Raw genomic sequence first — 15,806 nt, forward strand, 5'->3', positions numbered from 1 at the left:
CATAACTATTTTCCTAAGTGCAGCTATTGTCGCAGAAACCGTGCGTACAGACTAGGTGCGGCGCTTGATTCGCTTCAGCAACGCCCAATGGCGATAGCCGAGGGTAAAAGGTAAATAAAGCGAGCGCGTCATCACAATCGCCAGCGGCCGCGTAGCGCCACTCACCCAGAAAGCAAGATAAGATGCTACTGCGTAGGACATTATGGTCGCTACGGCCGCGCCTAAGCCTTGATAGAGCGGAATTAACCATAGGTTAGCAAGTATATTTACCACCGCACCCAGGCCATGACTCACAAGCGAAAATGCCAATAACCGCTCTGCGATTAACCATTTGCTGGCCAATGCGCGCATGTAGATAAACAAGCTTGCCCAAATATGGATGGTGAGAATGGCAGCCGAAGCGCGGTATTCTTCACCAAACAACCAAGGGATAATCGGCTCGGCCAGCAGGCTTACGACAATGGCCAGCGCCAAGGCTAAGCCAAATAAAGCATCACAGAGTTGTTGCAGGCGCGTGGCGTAAAGGGGGCTCTGCTCTTTTCTCAGTGTCAGTAACATGGCGAAGAATGATGTCGCGAGCGCGGTTGCAAAGAAGTACCAAACCTCTGACATCTTCACCGCAACGGCATATACACCAACTTCGCTCTTACTGACCATATGGCCGAGCATCACTTGGTCGACTTTAAGGTAAAGCACTGCAGCGACGCCCGATAGAATCAACCAAAAGGATTGCTTGAGTAACTGTCCACCGTAGCGCCAGTCGATGGCCTTGAATTGGAAACCGCGCGCTTGGCTCTGATAGAGAAAAATATAGCCGAGGCCCCAGAAGAGGAACTCCGCAGCGTACACATAAGCCACCGAGAGTAAGTCAGCACTCACCCACGCCACGATAATTTTGATCACTCCGGCACAGGCGGTAACTACGGTGCGCATCTTTACCACGTAGTGAGCACTAACTTTCGCTTGGAAGTAGTATTCAACCACTTGGAAGGCTTGCAGGATGCTGGTCGCGCCAATAATAACAATGGCGATATGCTCTTCTGGCGTGACGGTGCTGGTGAACTGTAGCCAGGTTAATAAGGCGGCAAAGCCAAACAGCGCACCGAATAAACGAACCGCAGCCGTGGTCGCCATAATTCTTGGCTCATCTTCGTCTCGCTCAACCAATTCCCGGGTAATGATGGCGTTGAGGCCAAGAGCAGCGAGTGGAGTAACGAGTGTAACCAGCGCCAATACGTAGGCTAGCTCACCGTAGACTTGTACACCCAATTGACGTGCTAGCCACACCGTGACAAAAAGGTTGAGCCCCATGGTGACGAACTTTTCGCTCACCAACCATGAGGAATTCTTCAGCGCTGCTTTTATCATTTAAAAATTCAGTTAGTACTTATTCCGATTCACAACCATCGAATCGTTTTGCACGAAACCACGGTCGCGAGCACTGTCATTGAACGACGAGAAGATCTGAACATTGTCGTTTAAATCGTTCACAACCACATTGAGCGCAAAGTGTTTTACCTCATCGCCACCTAATAACAATCCCCGTGCACGAATCGCCTCGAGAATGGAGCCGGTCAATTTTGTGATTCCGGTCGTTGCTGTCAACCCCATCAAGTCATCATTGGAGAGGGTAACGCGCTGACCATCTGGGGTGTACACGTCAACCGAGACCTCGCTTGATTGGTCGCCAGTATTGGTAGCATAAATAATCTGCGAGTATTGATTATTGCCTTCACGGCTGTAGGGCATGAATGGGATAAAGGTTTGTGACGCATTGAGTGTCCACGCCCCTGCATCGAATGGTGTCATTTCAGTCACATTAAAGGTACCGCCCACCACAGAGTAATCTACATCGGCAGCGACCGTAAATTCTGAGGTTGGAATCACCACATCGCTACCTTGCGCCGCAGTTTCAATGGCAAGTGTTAAGGTATCAAGCGTGTCACAACTAAAGCGCAGACGATCAGCAGCGACCGCCACATTGGTGCAGTTTGCGGTACCACTGAGATCAGTCAGCGTGAATACGCCCGCCATCGGCTGAATATTTGCGATGTTGGGGCTGGTGTCTTTGACCCAACTAAAATCACCGAATAACTCGTAAGTCACTCCATCCACGTCAACACCGATATCCAACGTCGGGTCACTCTCGATACGAAACTCTAGTACGTCACTGGTTACTCCACCTAAAAAGGTTTGGCGATCATTCTCAAAATCAACCTCTTGATCGAGTGGCTGAGTGACCGTGGCTATAAACTGGTCGGTTGCTTCAATGAGTACTTGCGAGTTTTGATCGGTGGTGAAGTTATCGAGTGGAAACCCGGCATTCGAACGTGCTGTATATATGACGTCGATGCCTTGCTGAGAACGCAGCGCCTCGAAATCAATAGCCCCAAAATTCAGAGTAATGCCGGTGGTGGTATCACTCTCACCGCCGGTAATATTCGTTACTCGATAATAGATAATCGTCCGTCCATTGATCCGCTCTTGGGCAAGCAAGCCAACGGTCATCCCTTTCTTACTATTCACACCGTCAGCGGCCAAGGTGAGAAATGTGGGTAACGAGGAGATATCGAGACTATCGGTACCAGAAAAACTAAAAATCATGACATCGTCTTCGGCATATTCTGCACCGAGTGTCACAATCATATCGTTGGTGGTGATTTTGCCTGCCGGAGCTACCTGAAAGTACTCGCTGGAAACCTTCAATGGTACCGTTTGCGTTTCAATGTCAGCGGCATGCGCAAGAGAAATGCCGGTACCGACAAGAGCGGTACCCACAAGCGATTGAATTTTGCAGCTCATCCCAGAATCCTTTTTACACTTTTGTTATATTTGAGCACTGCCGATAATTGTACATTAATTTCACAAGCTTGCGATAACACTAAAAAAAACGCTCCCGAAGGAGCGTTTGAACAATGACAAACATTTTTTCTTTCTTTATCAACTGTCGGTCGATTATGGGTTCTTCACGCGATTCACTACTACTGAATCGTTTTGGACCCAACCGCGGTCGCTGCCATTTACGTTGTATGCAGAGTACACCGAAATGACGTCGTTCGCATCGTTTACGACAATGTTGAGCGCGAATTGCTTGGTAGCAGAACCACCAGTCAATAAGCCTTCAGCAGCCAATGCATCAACAATGGCGCCTGTCAGTTTGGTCACACCTGGTGCCGCCAGAATGCCACCCAAATCTGCGTTGGTGAAGTTTGTTACCGTGCCGTCAGCAGACGTTACGTCAATCGAGATTTCACCAGATTGTGAACCTGAGTTGGTCACATAGATAATCTGAGAAATGTTCGACATGTCATCACGGCTGTATGGCATATATGGAATGAAGGTTTCAGAACCATTCAGTGTCCACGCACCCGCAGCTACACGGTCAAGGTCTTTATCAGAAGCACTGGCGCCCACTGAGTATTCGACGTTCGCGTCGATACCGAAAGTGGTTGCAGGCAATACTGCATCAGAACCTTGTGGAGCTGTGTCGATGTCTACAGTGATTTGGTCGAGCACATCACAGCTAAAGCTCAGTGCTGTTGCGGTCACAGTCGGTGCTCCACAAACTGCTGCACCTGTTGGAGTAATCGTAAAGGTACCCGCGGTTGGCTGCACACCCGCAGTGTTGGCATCGGTATCTTGTACCCACGCGAAGTTACCAGCAATTGAGTAGTTGATGCCATCGACATCAGCAAATAAATCAAAGACCGCAGTTTCAGCAGAAGTAAACACTAATGAATCTGCTGTTGCTGGCCCAGTGAAGAACTCACGCTCAGCTTCCACATCTACTACTGCGTCAAGCGCGGTGTCGACCGTGACTTCAAACTGATCTTCAATCGCGAATAACTCTTGCGTACGCAACGCGCCGCCACCGGTATCCAGCGCAAGGTTGGTATTGGTAACCGCTGAGAAGGTTACGCTAATACCGTTACCAGATTTAGTTGAATCAAAATCAAGAGCGCCGAAGTCGAGTGACACACCAGTGGTGGTATCTGAAGCACCACCTGTAATATCAGTCACCCGATAATTAGCGCGCGTAGTTCCGGCTGTAACGCTGGTCGAAATAAGACCAACCGTAATACCCTTCAAAGGTGGAGCCGCGGCTACAGTAACAAATGGCGGCAGTGAGGCTACGTCGAGCGCATCGTTGCCACTGAAAGTAAGCGTAATTACGTCATTGACCGCGTACTCAGCACCGAGTTCGAGGACCACGTTATTTGATGTTAAAACTCCAGCAGGAGCGACTTCTAAGTATTCAGTTGAGACATTACGAGTAACGGTTCCAGTTGCAATGTCAGCTGCCATTGCACCAGCGCTCGTACCCATAATCGCCAGCGCGACCAGCGACTTTCTAAAAACGTTATTCATGTTCTTCTCCGATTTCATGAAGTTGTTGGACATTGTTGTTGTTCACAAAATGTTCAATTAAAAGTAGTCCTATTCTGCTCATAATGTCAACAAATTCGATGAAATAAGTGAAAACTTTTACATTAGGCAAAAAAAAACGCTCCCGAAGGAGCGTTTTTGTGCCGTAAGGCAATCTTAGTTTTTAACGCGGTTAACAACTACTGAGTCGTTCTGTACCCAACCACGGTCAGAGCCGTTTACGTTGTATGCAGAGTAGACTGAGATTACGTCGTTAGCGTCGTTAACTACTACGTTCAGTGCGAACTGCTTAGTAGCAGAACCGCCAGTCAACAAGCCTTTGTCAAGCAATGCTGATTGGATTGCGCCAGTTAACTTAGTTACGCCTGGAGCTGCAAGAACACCGCCCAAGTCAGCGTTAGACAAGTTAGTAGTAGTACCGTCAGCAGAGATCACGTCTACAGAGATTTCACCAGACTGTGTACCGTTGTTGGTCACGTAGATGATCTGAGAGATGTGGCTCATGTTGTCACGGCTGTAAGGCATGTATGGAATGAAGGTTTCAGAACCATTCAGAGTCCACGCGCCAGCTGCTGCACGATCCAGATCTTTGTCTGAGTCAGTACCGCCAACGAACGAGTATTGTACGTTCGTGTCAACACCGAAGGTGCCAGCAGGAAGAACTACGTCTGAACCTTGTGGACCAGTGTCGATATCAACAGTGATCTGGTCAAGAACGTCACAGCTGAAGGTTAATGCAGTAGCTGTTACTACTGGAGCTGAACATACTGCAGCGCCAGTTGGAGTCACAGTGAAAGTACCAGCAGTTGCTTGGATACCAGCAGTGTTTGCGTCAGTATCTTTTACCCAGCTGAAGTTACCAGCTACTGAGTAGTCAACACCGTCAACGTCTGCAGCTAAGTCAAATACAGCAGTTTCAGCTGAAGTGAACACTAAAGAGTCAGCAGTCAAAGCGCCAACGAAAGTTTCACGCTCGTCTTCTACGTCGATTACTTCGTCAAGAGCTGTATCGATAGTGATTTCGAACTGATCGTCAATTGCGAACAGGTCTTCGTTACGCAATGCGCCACCAGCTGTGTCTAAGTTCAGACCAGTGTTGGTAACAGCAGAGAATGCAACGTTGATACCGTTTGCAGCTTTAGTTGAATCGAAATCTAAAGTTCCGAAATCTAAAGTGATACCAGTAGTAGTGTCAGTAGCACCACCAGTAACGTCAGTTACACGGTAGTTAGCTTTAGTAGTGCCGCCTGCTACAGAAGTAGAAATCAGACCGACTGTGATACCTTTCTCTGGAGCTGCAGCAGCTACAGTTACGAAAGGAGGCAGTGAGTCAACGTCTAATGCGTCGCCACCAGTGAAAGTCAAAGTGATTACGTCGTTAACCGCATATTCTGCGCCTAACTCAAGTACCACAGCGTTAGAAGTCAAAGTACCCGCAGGTGCAACTTCTAAGTACTCAGTTGACACGTTACGAGTAACGGTTCCGGTTGCGAGGTCTGCAGCCATCGCACCAGTGCTGGCACTAGCGATAGCCAGAGCAACCAGCGATTTCTTAAACATGTTTGTCATGTTCTTCTCCAATTTCATGAAATAGAGATTACAGGCCTCGTGCCTTTTTCTCTTTATTGTTTAGTTAACAAAACGACCGCAAAAACGGTCACAACGATTATGTGTAATGCATAGAAATAAGTCAATGACCTATCTCAATGAATTACTGACATTTTAACAAGTAATCGCATTTATATGTTTTTTAGCGCACCCAAACTGGTGTTTTCCACTAAGTTTAAGCGATACGTTATTCAACTTGTTGTTCCGCATTAACGATTCTGATCCCCGTATAATGTTCACAGTTTCGTAACGCTTGCCGCCACATTAGTCTGAAAGTTTAATACTTGTCAAGCTATCCGCGATGGTTCGACGAATCTCTGACCACTGGTCTACACTGTCGATTATTCGCGGAGTGATAAAGATTACCAGTTCCGTTTTCTCGGTGCTACGGTCTTTACCTTTGAATAACTCACCAATAAGCGGAATGTCAGAGAAGCCTGGCACATTTGTGTTACCGTCTGATGACGATTCGGAGATTAACCCGCCGAGCAAGATAGTTTGTCCGCTTTGCGCAATGACTTCAGTCTTTATTGAACGTTCAAAAACACTCGGAGAGCCCTGTAAAGACGGGCCACTATCCGATTGGTTCGAAATATTTTGATCAATCTCCAGTATGACCAAACCCTGTGCATTGATAGTCGGAGTAACGGTAAGCGTCACACCAGTCTTTCTGTACACTACATTGGTGGTTTGGCTTTCAAAGTTTGGATTGGTAATGGTGGCGCCAACCGTCGGAATATCATTCCCGACATTAATCGATGCCGAGACACCATCGCGTACAACTAAAGTAGGATTCGACAACACGTTCACTAGACCCGTGCTTGCCGATAATCGTGCGATAGCTGACTTCAGACCGTCTGCCCAATCGAGCCGCAAACCGCCCATTTCAGTCACGCCCAAAGCACCTAGCGTCGACGCACCGACCTTACCGTCACGAATCGCAAATTCAAAACCTTGTGCGAACTCGTCAGTCATGGTGACTTCAGCAATAGTCGCATCCAGTAAGATTTGCTTGGGCATAATATCCAGGCGCTTAACCACCGGCAGAATGGCCTGATAATCCGTTCCCGTCGAATAAAATACCAAGGTATTGGAACGCTCATCGACAGTCATTCGCACTTCTTCATTTCCTGCCGAAATAGTACCACCCGAGCCTTCTGCACCGGTCCGATTCCCCGCTGTGCCTGACTGCGTATCGCGAGCTTGATTCCCGCCAGCACCGCCGGCGTTACCAGTCAGCAACGCAGCGACACTGCGACCGAGGTCCGATGCTCGTGCATACCGTGGGTGATACATGTAATAACGTTTGTCTGTTCCTTTGCTCGGCTCATCCAGTTTTTTAGTCCAGTACTGAGCGCGATTGAGCACTTCTTCATCGGAGGCAAAGAGAGCCACGGAGCCGGCTTGATCCATACCGACCATCAACAACGCGACACCGGTCTGCGGATTTGTGCCTGCGGTGATTCCCTCGGCAGTCATCAATTCGGTTAATTGGTCAATATAGTCTTCAGCAGTAATGAAGGTTAGTTCTGCCAAGCCAATGAAGCGACCACGAGTTGACGGCGCATCCAATAAGCTCACCAAATCGATCACACGCAGAATTTCGTTGCGGCTGCCCTGCACAAACAACGCGTTCTGTTCAAAGTCAGCGGTAATTCGGGCGCTCGTAAGCCCTTTTAACGTTCGCTCAAAACTGGTCTTGATGCCATACCGCACGGGAATGACCTGCAGGATATTCTGGACCGTCTCAGGAACATCACGCACACGACGTCCCAAGCCAATGACTACATTGCCACGGGCATCGGCATCCGTTGGGTAGATATAAAAAGTTTCATCTCGATATGAAATGCTCATACCGTTATCGATCAACAATTGGCGCGTCAGACTAAATAGGCGGCGCGAGCTCACCGGTTCAGAAACATTCATGGTCACTGGTTTGCTCACATCTGCGCCCGCTGCAATCACATAATTGCGTTGCAGAGATTCGCCAAATACCGACTGTACCAACGCACGCAATGGGAGTTCATTGGCAGTCACTTGGTGGCTATCATTGGTTGGAAACTGCAGTGACGGGTCTTCATCGTTTGTGATTGTCGATGCATCTGAGCCCAGAGTATCCAGTCGTGAAAAACCCCGCTCAGCTAATTCATTAGCCTCTGTCGCTTGTTCATTTTCTTGATATTGCGGCGCATCTGAGCGCATCCGATCAGGATTCACCGGATATTCATCAGGCAATTGAGCACAGCTCGTGATGCCCGCTAAGGCTAACAAGAGCATTCCGCTTCGCAGCTTATTCATACGTATGATCACCTTCATTCAAATACTTTTACGCGCACTACAGCGCCACCGCCTGTGTTTGGGGTGAATTCCACCCCATCCACCTGAACTGCACTAATCGTATAACCACTCAGTGTTTCGCCTTGGCGAAGTTCGACAAATTCGACGTCACGTCTTTCGCGGTCTTGTGTTTCAATCAGTGCGACGCGTTGTTGAGTTGTATTGGCGATGAGAATAGCACGAACACGTACCCGCTTCTCACCAATATTGGTACCACCGCTGAGCAGTTCTTGCTGGACAGTTTCGGTAGCTACTTCTGGGGAACTGGTCGCTGTGGTATTTAAACTCGCCAACCAGTCACGCACCCGAGGACTGACGGTGTGCTCTACCGGCGCAGGAGTAGTCTCCAGCATGGCAGCCTCACGCGTCAGTGCAGCGGTATCAACTGCAGGTTGCACGCGCTGTACAAAGTCCACCACACAAAACAATACAATGATAATGAGGATACCCAACACGCGGCGGTCGGTTATGCCAGCGAATGATTTACTGAGCATTGCGCCCCCCCGTGCGGCCAGCCACTTCGATGATTAACGTCAGCTCAGCCTGTTTGTTATTACCGGGATCACGATTCTGCGGACGCAAGCTAGCATCGATAAAACGAATATAAGGAGCCTGTTGCGCCAGTTGTAATTGTCCCTCTGCGAGGCTTTTAAAGTTTCCACTGACATTCACACGCGCCTGCTGCACTTGCATACCATTCCCTGCAGCTTGCGGCTGTGCTAGCCAACTGAATAACGTGACCTGATTGCCCTGCTCGCGCAACAGCCGCTGAATTTGGTCCTGAACTTCCAAGCGGAACCCGGTGGCATTGCTAGCATTCGGAAACGCATTCGCAACACGTTTCGCCGCGGCCTCGAGCTTCTCTGCTTGCAAAGTTAACACGGGCAGTTGCTCAACCAGCGCTTCCGACCGAACCACCTGGCGTTGAATCAGCGTTAACTCATCACGTAGCTCAGCCTGATAGTTGACCAGCGGGAGCACGATAAATTGGATAGCCGCGAGCACTCCGGCAATTAACAGCAAGCGCGCTTGGGATGCACTCATGGCCGCGCCTCCTGCTCAACTGACTCGTTTACGCCAGCAGGCTGTAATTGAATTTCGATGGTGAAACGTTCAAGGCCATTGGGCTGCGATCGTACCGGCGCGGTGAAATCAGCGCTCTGTACATAGTCACGTTGCAACAACTCCGTCAGAACATTGGTCGCACCCACGCCCTCAGCTGCCAATGTGATACTGGAGTAATCTGTGACCGCTGAGTTCACTAATACATTGAGTGACTGGCTATCGGCGATGCTTTGCCAAAACTGGTCCACCGCCGCAATATTGCTTTGATGTCCAGCAAGTCCAGCCAATTGCTGTTGGGCCTGATTGACCGTAGCTTGCGCATTAAGCGCTGTATCCAGGTCCGCACCGATCGCTTCCAAATGACTGTGTGCCGACTCGGTCGCAATCACAAGATAAGCGGTCGAGAGCACGCCATACAAAATCACCACAGCGCCAGCGCCAAACAATGTTGGTCGCCAAGGAAAATTGGCCGCGGAACCGGTCTGGGTGCTTTGACTTTGCCAGCTTTGCTGCCACGCGCTCAGCCCGACTTTCTGCAGACCGCGTAACAAGGCGAATCGCCACGCCTCAGCATCGAGCACTTGTTGTGGTGTTGTCGCAGCGCCACCCATGGCGAGTAACGCGCGGTCTGGTGTTGCCACCAATCCGGACGCCGGCAACGATTGCCAGTGTCCGCCTTTCTGTTTGAGTAAGAAATAGCTACTTCCGCTTTGTTGAATCTGAGTCAGTCCAGCTTCAATGCCTGCGGCTAACACCAGACTCTCTGGAAATGCAATCCACGCCTGCTGCACAGTTGCCAATACGGCTTCGTGCCAACGCACCGTCAAAACCTGGCGCTGGCCATTCTGTAACTTGCCAATATAGTGCTGAACCGGTTGCTCAGCGTCACGCAGTGCGAGCACGCGTTTCAGTTCCCGTTCAGAGCGAATCGAGAACTGTTCCCAGCGCTCTTGATAGCCATCACGCGCGACCACTAACACGGGCAGGCGACGCTGCGCATCCGCTGCGGTCACGGTCGTGTCGGTGAGCTTGCGCTGATTGCCACGGGCGTCTACCCACCACGCTAGTTTAGCGAGGTAGGTTTGCAGACCGGTCAAAGTGGGTGTCGATGGTGTTTTAGTTGTCGTTGTCATTCCATTCGTCACTGTAGCGCTCAGTATCTAAGCGTCGCTGTACGGTTCCATAATAGCGCGTTAATGGCGTTAAGCCATAGGTGTCATAATTCATATCGCGTTGCGAGGTCAGTCCGCTCAGTGGATCGCTGATGGTGACGCGTTGTTCACTCCCCGGAAATAAACTGACAACCGCATCACCGAACTCGTTGGTTAAGTTTGAGTAGCGACTCTGATCATAAGTACCACTGGCACGCATTGCCGAGATACTAGCAGCTAGCCCAGAGCGGAGCAATACGGGCAACAAGGCATCCGGCGCATGCGCATAATTGGGTATACCACCACGAGCGGTGAGTACATCACTCATAAGCTCGATATCAGCGCGCGTCCATTCGGGTATTTGCTGCAAATCCCAAATGGTCTGCAAGTGTATGCCATTCTCGCGTTGCAAAAAGTTTTGTAGATTCGTTACCAACAATTGTGCTCTCGCGCTACTGATGCCTCGTATTTCAAGTACTTCAGCGAGTTCACTGCTGGGATTATTGATGCTAAGCAAACTGTCTAAGTTCTGCAGGCGTAACTCCACACTATCGCCCAAGGCGGCATAACTGGCTCGTTCAGGCAGCGGAATAGCGAGTGGATAGCCATAAAAGTTCAGCTTGGGAAGCACCCGTTGCTCATTCGTTTCATCGACCATACCCCAGTTACTCGTCAGTAATTGTTGGTCGATATAATTCTGTGCGGAATACAGCGCGAGACGCTGTTCAGTTTGTTCTTGCAGGCGCTGCGTTTGACTGACCGCACTATTTGAATTGGCGACAATAATGAGCAATAAAATAGCCATGATGGCAACAATCAGCAGCACCTGAAACAGCGCCATGCCCCTTTGTTTGCTGCGACTAGACATCATCGGTATACCTCGACAATTCGGCAACAGCACTATCCGGCAAGGTAATAAACCACACCACGCCAGCGGCGTTAATTTCAATGGCGAGCGGATGTAGACTACGTTGCATGCCATCATATTCGCCAAACCATTGCGGCTCTGCAATGGTGTCGGTCATACCCTCGGCGGAGATTGCCATGCTGCGTACTGCCAGATTCTCCCAGCCCTGATAACGAAACTGAATAGCGCTAGCGTTCTCCAGCAAAACCCGCCGGAAATTAAACGGGAGCGTTTGCGACGCACGCTCTAACGATTGACTGCCCAATGGGGCCTCTTCATAGACTAAGCGAAAACCTTGTTCATTATTCCGTTCGCGAAAAATCCGAAATACAGCGCTACTATTCGGATCTTGTACACTGATGCTGGCCACACCAGTGAAACCGTCATCTCGTCCGAGAAAATAGAAGCCAGGAATATCGTCGTCGCTCAATACGACTTTGGGATAGACGGCTTGGGTGACCTTGTGTACCAATTGCCAAGTGCGATAATCCTCGCGCACTTCAGCGAACTTATTTTGGTTACGCTGCCAATTCTGCGTGAAGTATTGATACGCCAGCGCAGCACTGAGCATCACCAAACTGATCAGCACGAGGCTGATCAGAGTTTCGACGAGCGTAAACCCCTTTTGACGGTTTATTGAGGTACTGCGTTGGTGTCCCATACCAGCTCCTCATAAATAAACTCACGTTGTGAACTGTCGAATCGCAACTGTACCAGCACTTCAAAGAGCTCATAGCGTGGTTGATACGGATTTGCATTGATGTCTTCGCCGGTAAGGCGCGCAGGCGGCGGTAAATCATTGACAGGTGTGGCGGACCACTGCACTTGCACGCCGTTCATCTGCAACTCGCCTGCGGTAACACGCTCCTCATTTTCAGCAACCGGCTGTTGCAATTGAAAGCGAATGGCTGATTGCAGCGTTTCCACCTGGGTTAAAATATGCGTTACTTCAGCCGCTTTGGCCGAACTCTGCTGACTATTCTGAAACGCTACCAGCCCAGTGGTCACCGCGGCAAACAGGATAGTCATCGCCATCAGCACTTCGATTAAACTGAAACCTTGCTGTTTAGTCGGCATCAAAGGCCTCCTGAATAGCAGGTGGATTCAGTGGTTGGCGACGCGGTGAGTCAGCCTCAACCCAACGGACTTCATTGGGAGACCAATAGCCGTGACTATTTAGCGTAAGAACTTGATTGGGGAATCGCAGATGCTCAAATGTGCGCGCTTGCAGTACTTGTTCACCGGCTAGCACCCGCAGTGCTTGGCCTTGCAGTTCAACCACCACTTCTGCGTCCATGGTGAAGGCGTTGAATTCAATCGCATCCAGTTGCCGCAAAAACTTCTCGCGGTCTTCGGTCACTTGCATACGTTCGTATTGGTTGATGCCAACCGGACCAATCAGGCTGAGTGCAACCCCGACGATGGCCAACACCACCAGTAATTCAATCAGCGTAAAACCGCGCCAGCGGGGGATCATATGTTGACGTCTGTGACGGCAGAGATACTGAGCATCATGATCACCACGATGCTGCCGACCACAGCTCCCATAAATAGAATCATGGCGGGTTCAAGTAAACTGGTGAAGCGCGTGACCCAGTTATAGAAGGTGCGGCGAGAACGCTCGGCAATCTCACCAAATACGCGCGCTAGCTCGCCACTTTCTTCACCAATAGTGAGTAACGCAGCGTAGAACTGCGGATAAAGCCGAGTTTCGCCGAGGCTCGCAGCTAATCCTTGGCCGCGATTGATGTTTTCGGTCGCACGCGCTACTTCTTCTCGCAGTGAGAGTGTACGAAGGGTCTTCTGCGCTAGCTTAAGACTGCGGTCAATTGCCACGCCGGAATCGAGCATAATATGCAGCGCTGAATTAAAACGAATGCGCTCTACCAGCAAATTTGCACCGCTGATAATGGGCAGCCGCTCGCGGCAGTACGTGCGCACTTTGATGACACTGGGATGCTCCTGTCCGCGCCAGGCAATAACGCCGACAATCACCAGACCCAAGAACAAATAAAGCTGGTAGTTGATAAAGAAATCACTGACAGCTAATAAGCCAAGGGTATAGCCCGGCAACCCTTCCTGATTCTGGAAAATAGCGGCTAAATTCGGCACCACAAAATTAAAGATAAATACGATGGCAAGTATACACACGGTCATGATCACACCCGGATACACCAGCGCTTGTTTAATTTTGTCACCTAAGTCGATCTGATATTTCAGCTCGTCGGACAGCTTGGTGAAAATACTTCCCAGCTCACCGGTCTCTTCGGCAATTTGCACTAAACCTAAGTACAACGAATTAAACACTTTGAAGTGACTGAGGGCATCGGACAGCTTGTGTCCTTGCTTCAACTCGCCCAGAACTTTGCGGATCATATCGCGCAAAGCCGGCTTCTCGACATTATTGAGAAGAATTTCGAGGCCCTTATCGACCTTCAAACCTGAGTTCAACAGCAAGGCCAGCTCGGAGGTAAAAAACTCGACATCTTTGAGATTCAGTGAGCGCTCACCAAACAAGGTGGTCATGGCATCTTGTTGCAACGGCTTGATATCCGCCACCAGCAGTTGTTGAGCTTGCAGCTTTTGCTGAGCAGCGGGTTGGTCTATTGCCTCGATGGTGCCTTGTTGTTGCACCCCGGTTGCATTGTACGCGGTGTACTTAAACTGAGGCATTAGCCGGCCACCCGCACAACTTCTTGAATGGTAGTTTCACCGCGCATGGCTTTTAAAATGCCATCTTCGAGTAAGTTGCGGAATCCTTTTTGGCGATTGAGCGCGCGGGCTTTTTGCAGGAAATCACTGCTCCCGAGTAACTGTGTGAGGTCATCATCACAACGCATATACTCAATCAATGCGACTCGACCTTGGTAGCCAGTATGAGCGCACTTCTCACAGCCAACGGCTTGCATAAACTGTGGCTTTACGTCGAACCGATCAGCCAACCACTCCATCTTCAGCTTGTGATAGTGTTCAGTCGCATCTGGATCGGCAGTTTTACAATGTGGACACAGTTTCCGAGCTAATCGCTGCGCCACAATCACTTTAATCGCGGCGGCGAGCAAGAACTCTTCAACGCCTAAGTCTAATAATCGCGTGTAGGCACTGGCAGCGTCATTGGTGTGCAAGGTACTGAATACCAAGTGACCGGTCAGGGCTGACTGCAGCGCAATGGAGGCGGTTTCATTATCACGGATCTCACCCACCATGATGATATCAGGATCCTGCCGAACCACGCTACGCAGCGCGTTCGCGAAGGTAAAGCCAATATCGCTTTGTACTTGCACCTGGTTGATGCCGTCGAGTTGATATTCAACCGGATCTTCAATGGTAATAATTTTGACGTCGGGGTCATTGCGGCGCGATAAAAACGAGTACAGGCTGGTGGTTTTACCGGAACCGGTCGGACCGGTCAGCAACACCACACCGGATGTAGCTTGAATGTCATGCAATAACGCTTGTTCAACATCCGCTTCAATACCCAGAACTTTCACGTCATAGGATAAACTGTCTTGTAGTAAGAAACGCATCACCACGCTCTCACCCTCGCCCACCGGCAATGCGGATACCCGCACATCGACATTCATGCCATCAATACGCAGCTCAATTTTGCCATCTTGCGGCCGACGTTTTTCTGCAATATCCATGTTCGAGAGCAGCTTCAAGCGCGTGACAATCGGCAGCACCATATGCATCGGGATAAAGTCAGCTTCATGCAGCACACCATCAATACGATAGCGCACGCGGCCTTTGCCCTTCCACGGTTCAATATGCATATCCGACGCACGGCGGCGCAGCGCTTTGGCGATTAGCGCATTGAGTAAGTTCACAGTGGGCGCTTCTGAAGCAAGTTCGCGCAGGCGATCTTCCTCAAGCACGCTCAAGTTGCTACTGGCTTCACGTGGCGCTTGGCCTTGCTCATAACGATTTTGCAGCCGTCCGTATTGCTCGTCACTGGCTATCAATAGTTTGAGTTGCGGCTGCTGGTTAGCGACTAGTTCCAAAATAGCTGGAGTCGTCGGATTGGTGCAAATCACGGTCAGCGATTCACCAACGGCTACGGGGAGTAACTGATGCTGCCGCAGCGTCACGCGCAATGGCGTCGGTAACTGCTCTTGCAGCGCCTGCCAAGCCGCGTCATCGTCGAGCAACTGCTCAATGGTCTCATCACTGACACGCTCAAGTTGGTAGACCTGACTGTAATAATCCGGCAGGAACTCCGAACTCAACGCACCCATGCGCACGAGAATTTGCTCCAACTGGCCACCATTGCGGCTTTGGAACTGAACAGCCTTGTTCACATCGTCGGCATTGACTCGAAATTGTTCGACGAAGAGCGCGTTCACATCAGTCAT

At 50.1% G+C, this 15,806-nt stretch carries 14 protein-coding genes; all 14 read right to left on the reverse strand.

The features are described from left to right. Nucleotides 1-51: 51 nt before the first annotated feature. On the reverse strand, nt 52-1,368 hold the full coding sequence (locus tag CWE22_RS05685) for a flippase (RefSeq protein ID WP_169930381.1): 1,317 nt from the start codon (nt 1,366-1,368) through the stop codon (nt 52-54). A 12-nt stretch (nt 1,369-1,380) separates the two neighbouring features. Next, nucleotides 1,381-2,802 carry a hypothetical protein gene (locus CWE22_RS05690; protein ID WP_169930382.1) on the reverse strand — a complete coding sequence of 474 codons (1,422 nt, stop codon included), beginning with the start codon at nt 2,800-2,802 and terminating at the stop codon, nt 1,381-1,383. Nucleotides 2,803-2,955: 153 nt separating this feature from the next. Beyond that, on the reverse strand, nt 2,956-4,368 hold the full coding sequence (locus tag CWE22_RS05695) for a hypothetical protein (protein ID WP_169930383.1): 1,413 nt from the start codon (nt 4,366-4,368) through the stop codon (nt 2,956-2,958). 174 nt (nt 4,369-4,542) lie between these two features. Continuing rightward, nucleotides 4,543-5,955 carry a hypothetical protein gene (locus CWE22_RS05700; RefSeq protein ID WP_169930384.1) on the reverse strand — a complete coding sequence of 471 codons (1,413 nt, stop codon included), beginning with the start codon at nt 5,953-5,955 and terminating at the stop codon, nt 4,543-4,545. 303 nt (nt 5,956-6,258) lie between these two features. Next, nucleotides 6,259-8,292 carry a secretin N-terminal domain-containing protein gene (locus CWE22_RS05705; protein WP_169930385.1) on the reverse strand — a complete coding sequence of 678 codons (2,034 nt, stop codon included), beginning with the start codon at nt 8,290-8,292 and terminating at the stop codon, nt 6,259-6,261. Nucleotides 8,293-8,306: 14 nt separating this feature from the next. After that, nucleotides 8,307-8,825, reverse strand: coding sequence for a hypothetical protein (locus tag CWE22_RS12105; RefSeq protein WP_244595959.1), 519 nt, complete (start codon nt 8,823-8,825; stop codon nt 8,307-8,309). Further along, complete coding sequence (locus tag CWE22_RS05715; RefSeq protein ID WP_169930386.1) at nt 8,815-9,375, reverse strand: hypothetical protein; 561 nt, start codon at nt 9,373-9,375, stop codon at nt 8,815-8,817. The genes CWE22_RS12105 and CWE22_RS05715 overlap by 11 nt, the downstream gene beginning before the upstream one ends. After that, nucleotides 9,372-10,529, reverse strand: a complete 1,158-nt coding sequence (locus tag CWE22_RS05720; RefSeq protein ID WP_169930387.1) for a hypothetical protein — start codon at nt 10,527-10,529, stop codon at nt 9,372-9,374. The genes CWE22_RS05715 and CWE22_RS05720 overlap by 4 nt, the downstream gene beginning before the upstream one ends. Beyond that, entirely contained in the window at nt 10,513-11,418 is a 906-nt protein-coding gene (locus CWE22_RS05725; protein ID WP_169930388.1) for a type II secretion system protein, read from the reverse strand. Before CWE22_RS05725 ends, CWE22_RS05720 begins: the two co-directional genes overlap by 17 nt. Beyond that, complete coding sequence (locus tag CWE22_RS05730) at nt 11,408-12,115, reverse strand: PulJ/GspJ family protein (RefSeq protein ID WP_169930389.1); 708 nt, start codon at nt 12,113-12,115, stop codon at nt 11,408-11,410. The genes CWE22_RS05725 and CWE22_RS05730 overlap by 11 nt, the downstream gene beginning before the upstream one ends. Continuing rightward, nucleotides 12,088-12,531 carry a type II secretion system protein gene (locus CWE22_RS05735; RefSeq protein ID WP_169930390.1) on the reverse strand — a complete coding sequence of 148 codons (444 nt, stop codon included), beginning with the start codon at nt 12,529-12,531 and terminating at the stop codon, nt 12,088-12,090. The genes CWE22_RS05730 and CWE22_RS05735 overlap by 28 nt, the downstream gene beginning before the upstream one ends. Further along, nucleotides 12,521-12,931 carry a type II secretion system protein gene (locus tag CWE22_RS05740; RefSeq protein ID WP_169930391.1) on the reverse strand — a complete coding sequence of 137 codons (411 nt, stop codon included), beginning with the start codon at nt 12,929-12,931 and terminating at the stop codon, nt 12,521-12,523. The genes CWE22_RS05735 and CWE22_RS05740 overlap by 11 nt, the downstream gene beginning before the upstream one ends. Next, nucleotides 12,928-14,127, reverse strand: coding sequence for a type II secretion system F family protein (locus CWE22_RS05745; RefSeq protein WP_169930392.1), 1,200 nt, complete (start codon nt 14,125-14,127; stop codon nt 12,928-12,930). Before CWE22_RS05745 ends, CWE22_RS05740 begins: the two co-directional genes overlap by 4 nt. Further along, entirely contained in the window at nt 14,127-15,806 is a 1,680-nt protein-coding gene (locus tag CWE22_RS05750; RefSeq protein ID WP_169930393.1) for a GspE/PulE family protein, read from the reverse strand. The genes CWE22_RS05745 and CWE22_RS05750 overlap by 1 nt, the downstream gene beginning before the upstream one ends.

Origin of the sequence: Pseudidiomarina aestuarii (assembly GCF_003987355.1) — a bacterium.
Lineage (GTDB): Bacteria > Pseudomonadota > Gammaproteobacteria > Enterobacterales > Alteromonadaceae > Pseudidiomarina > Pseudidiomarina aestuarii.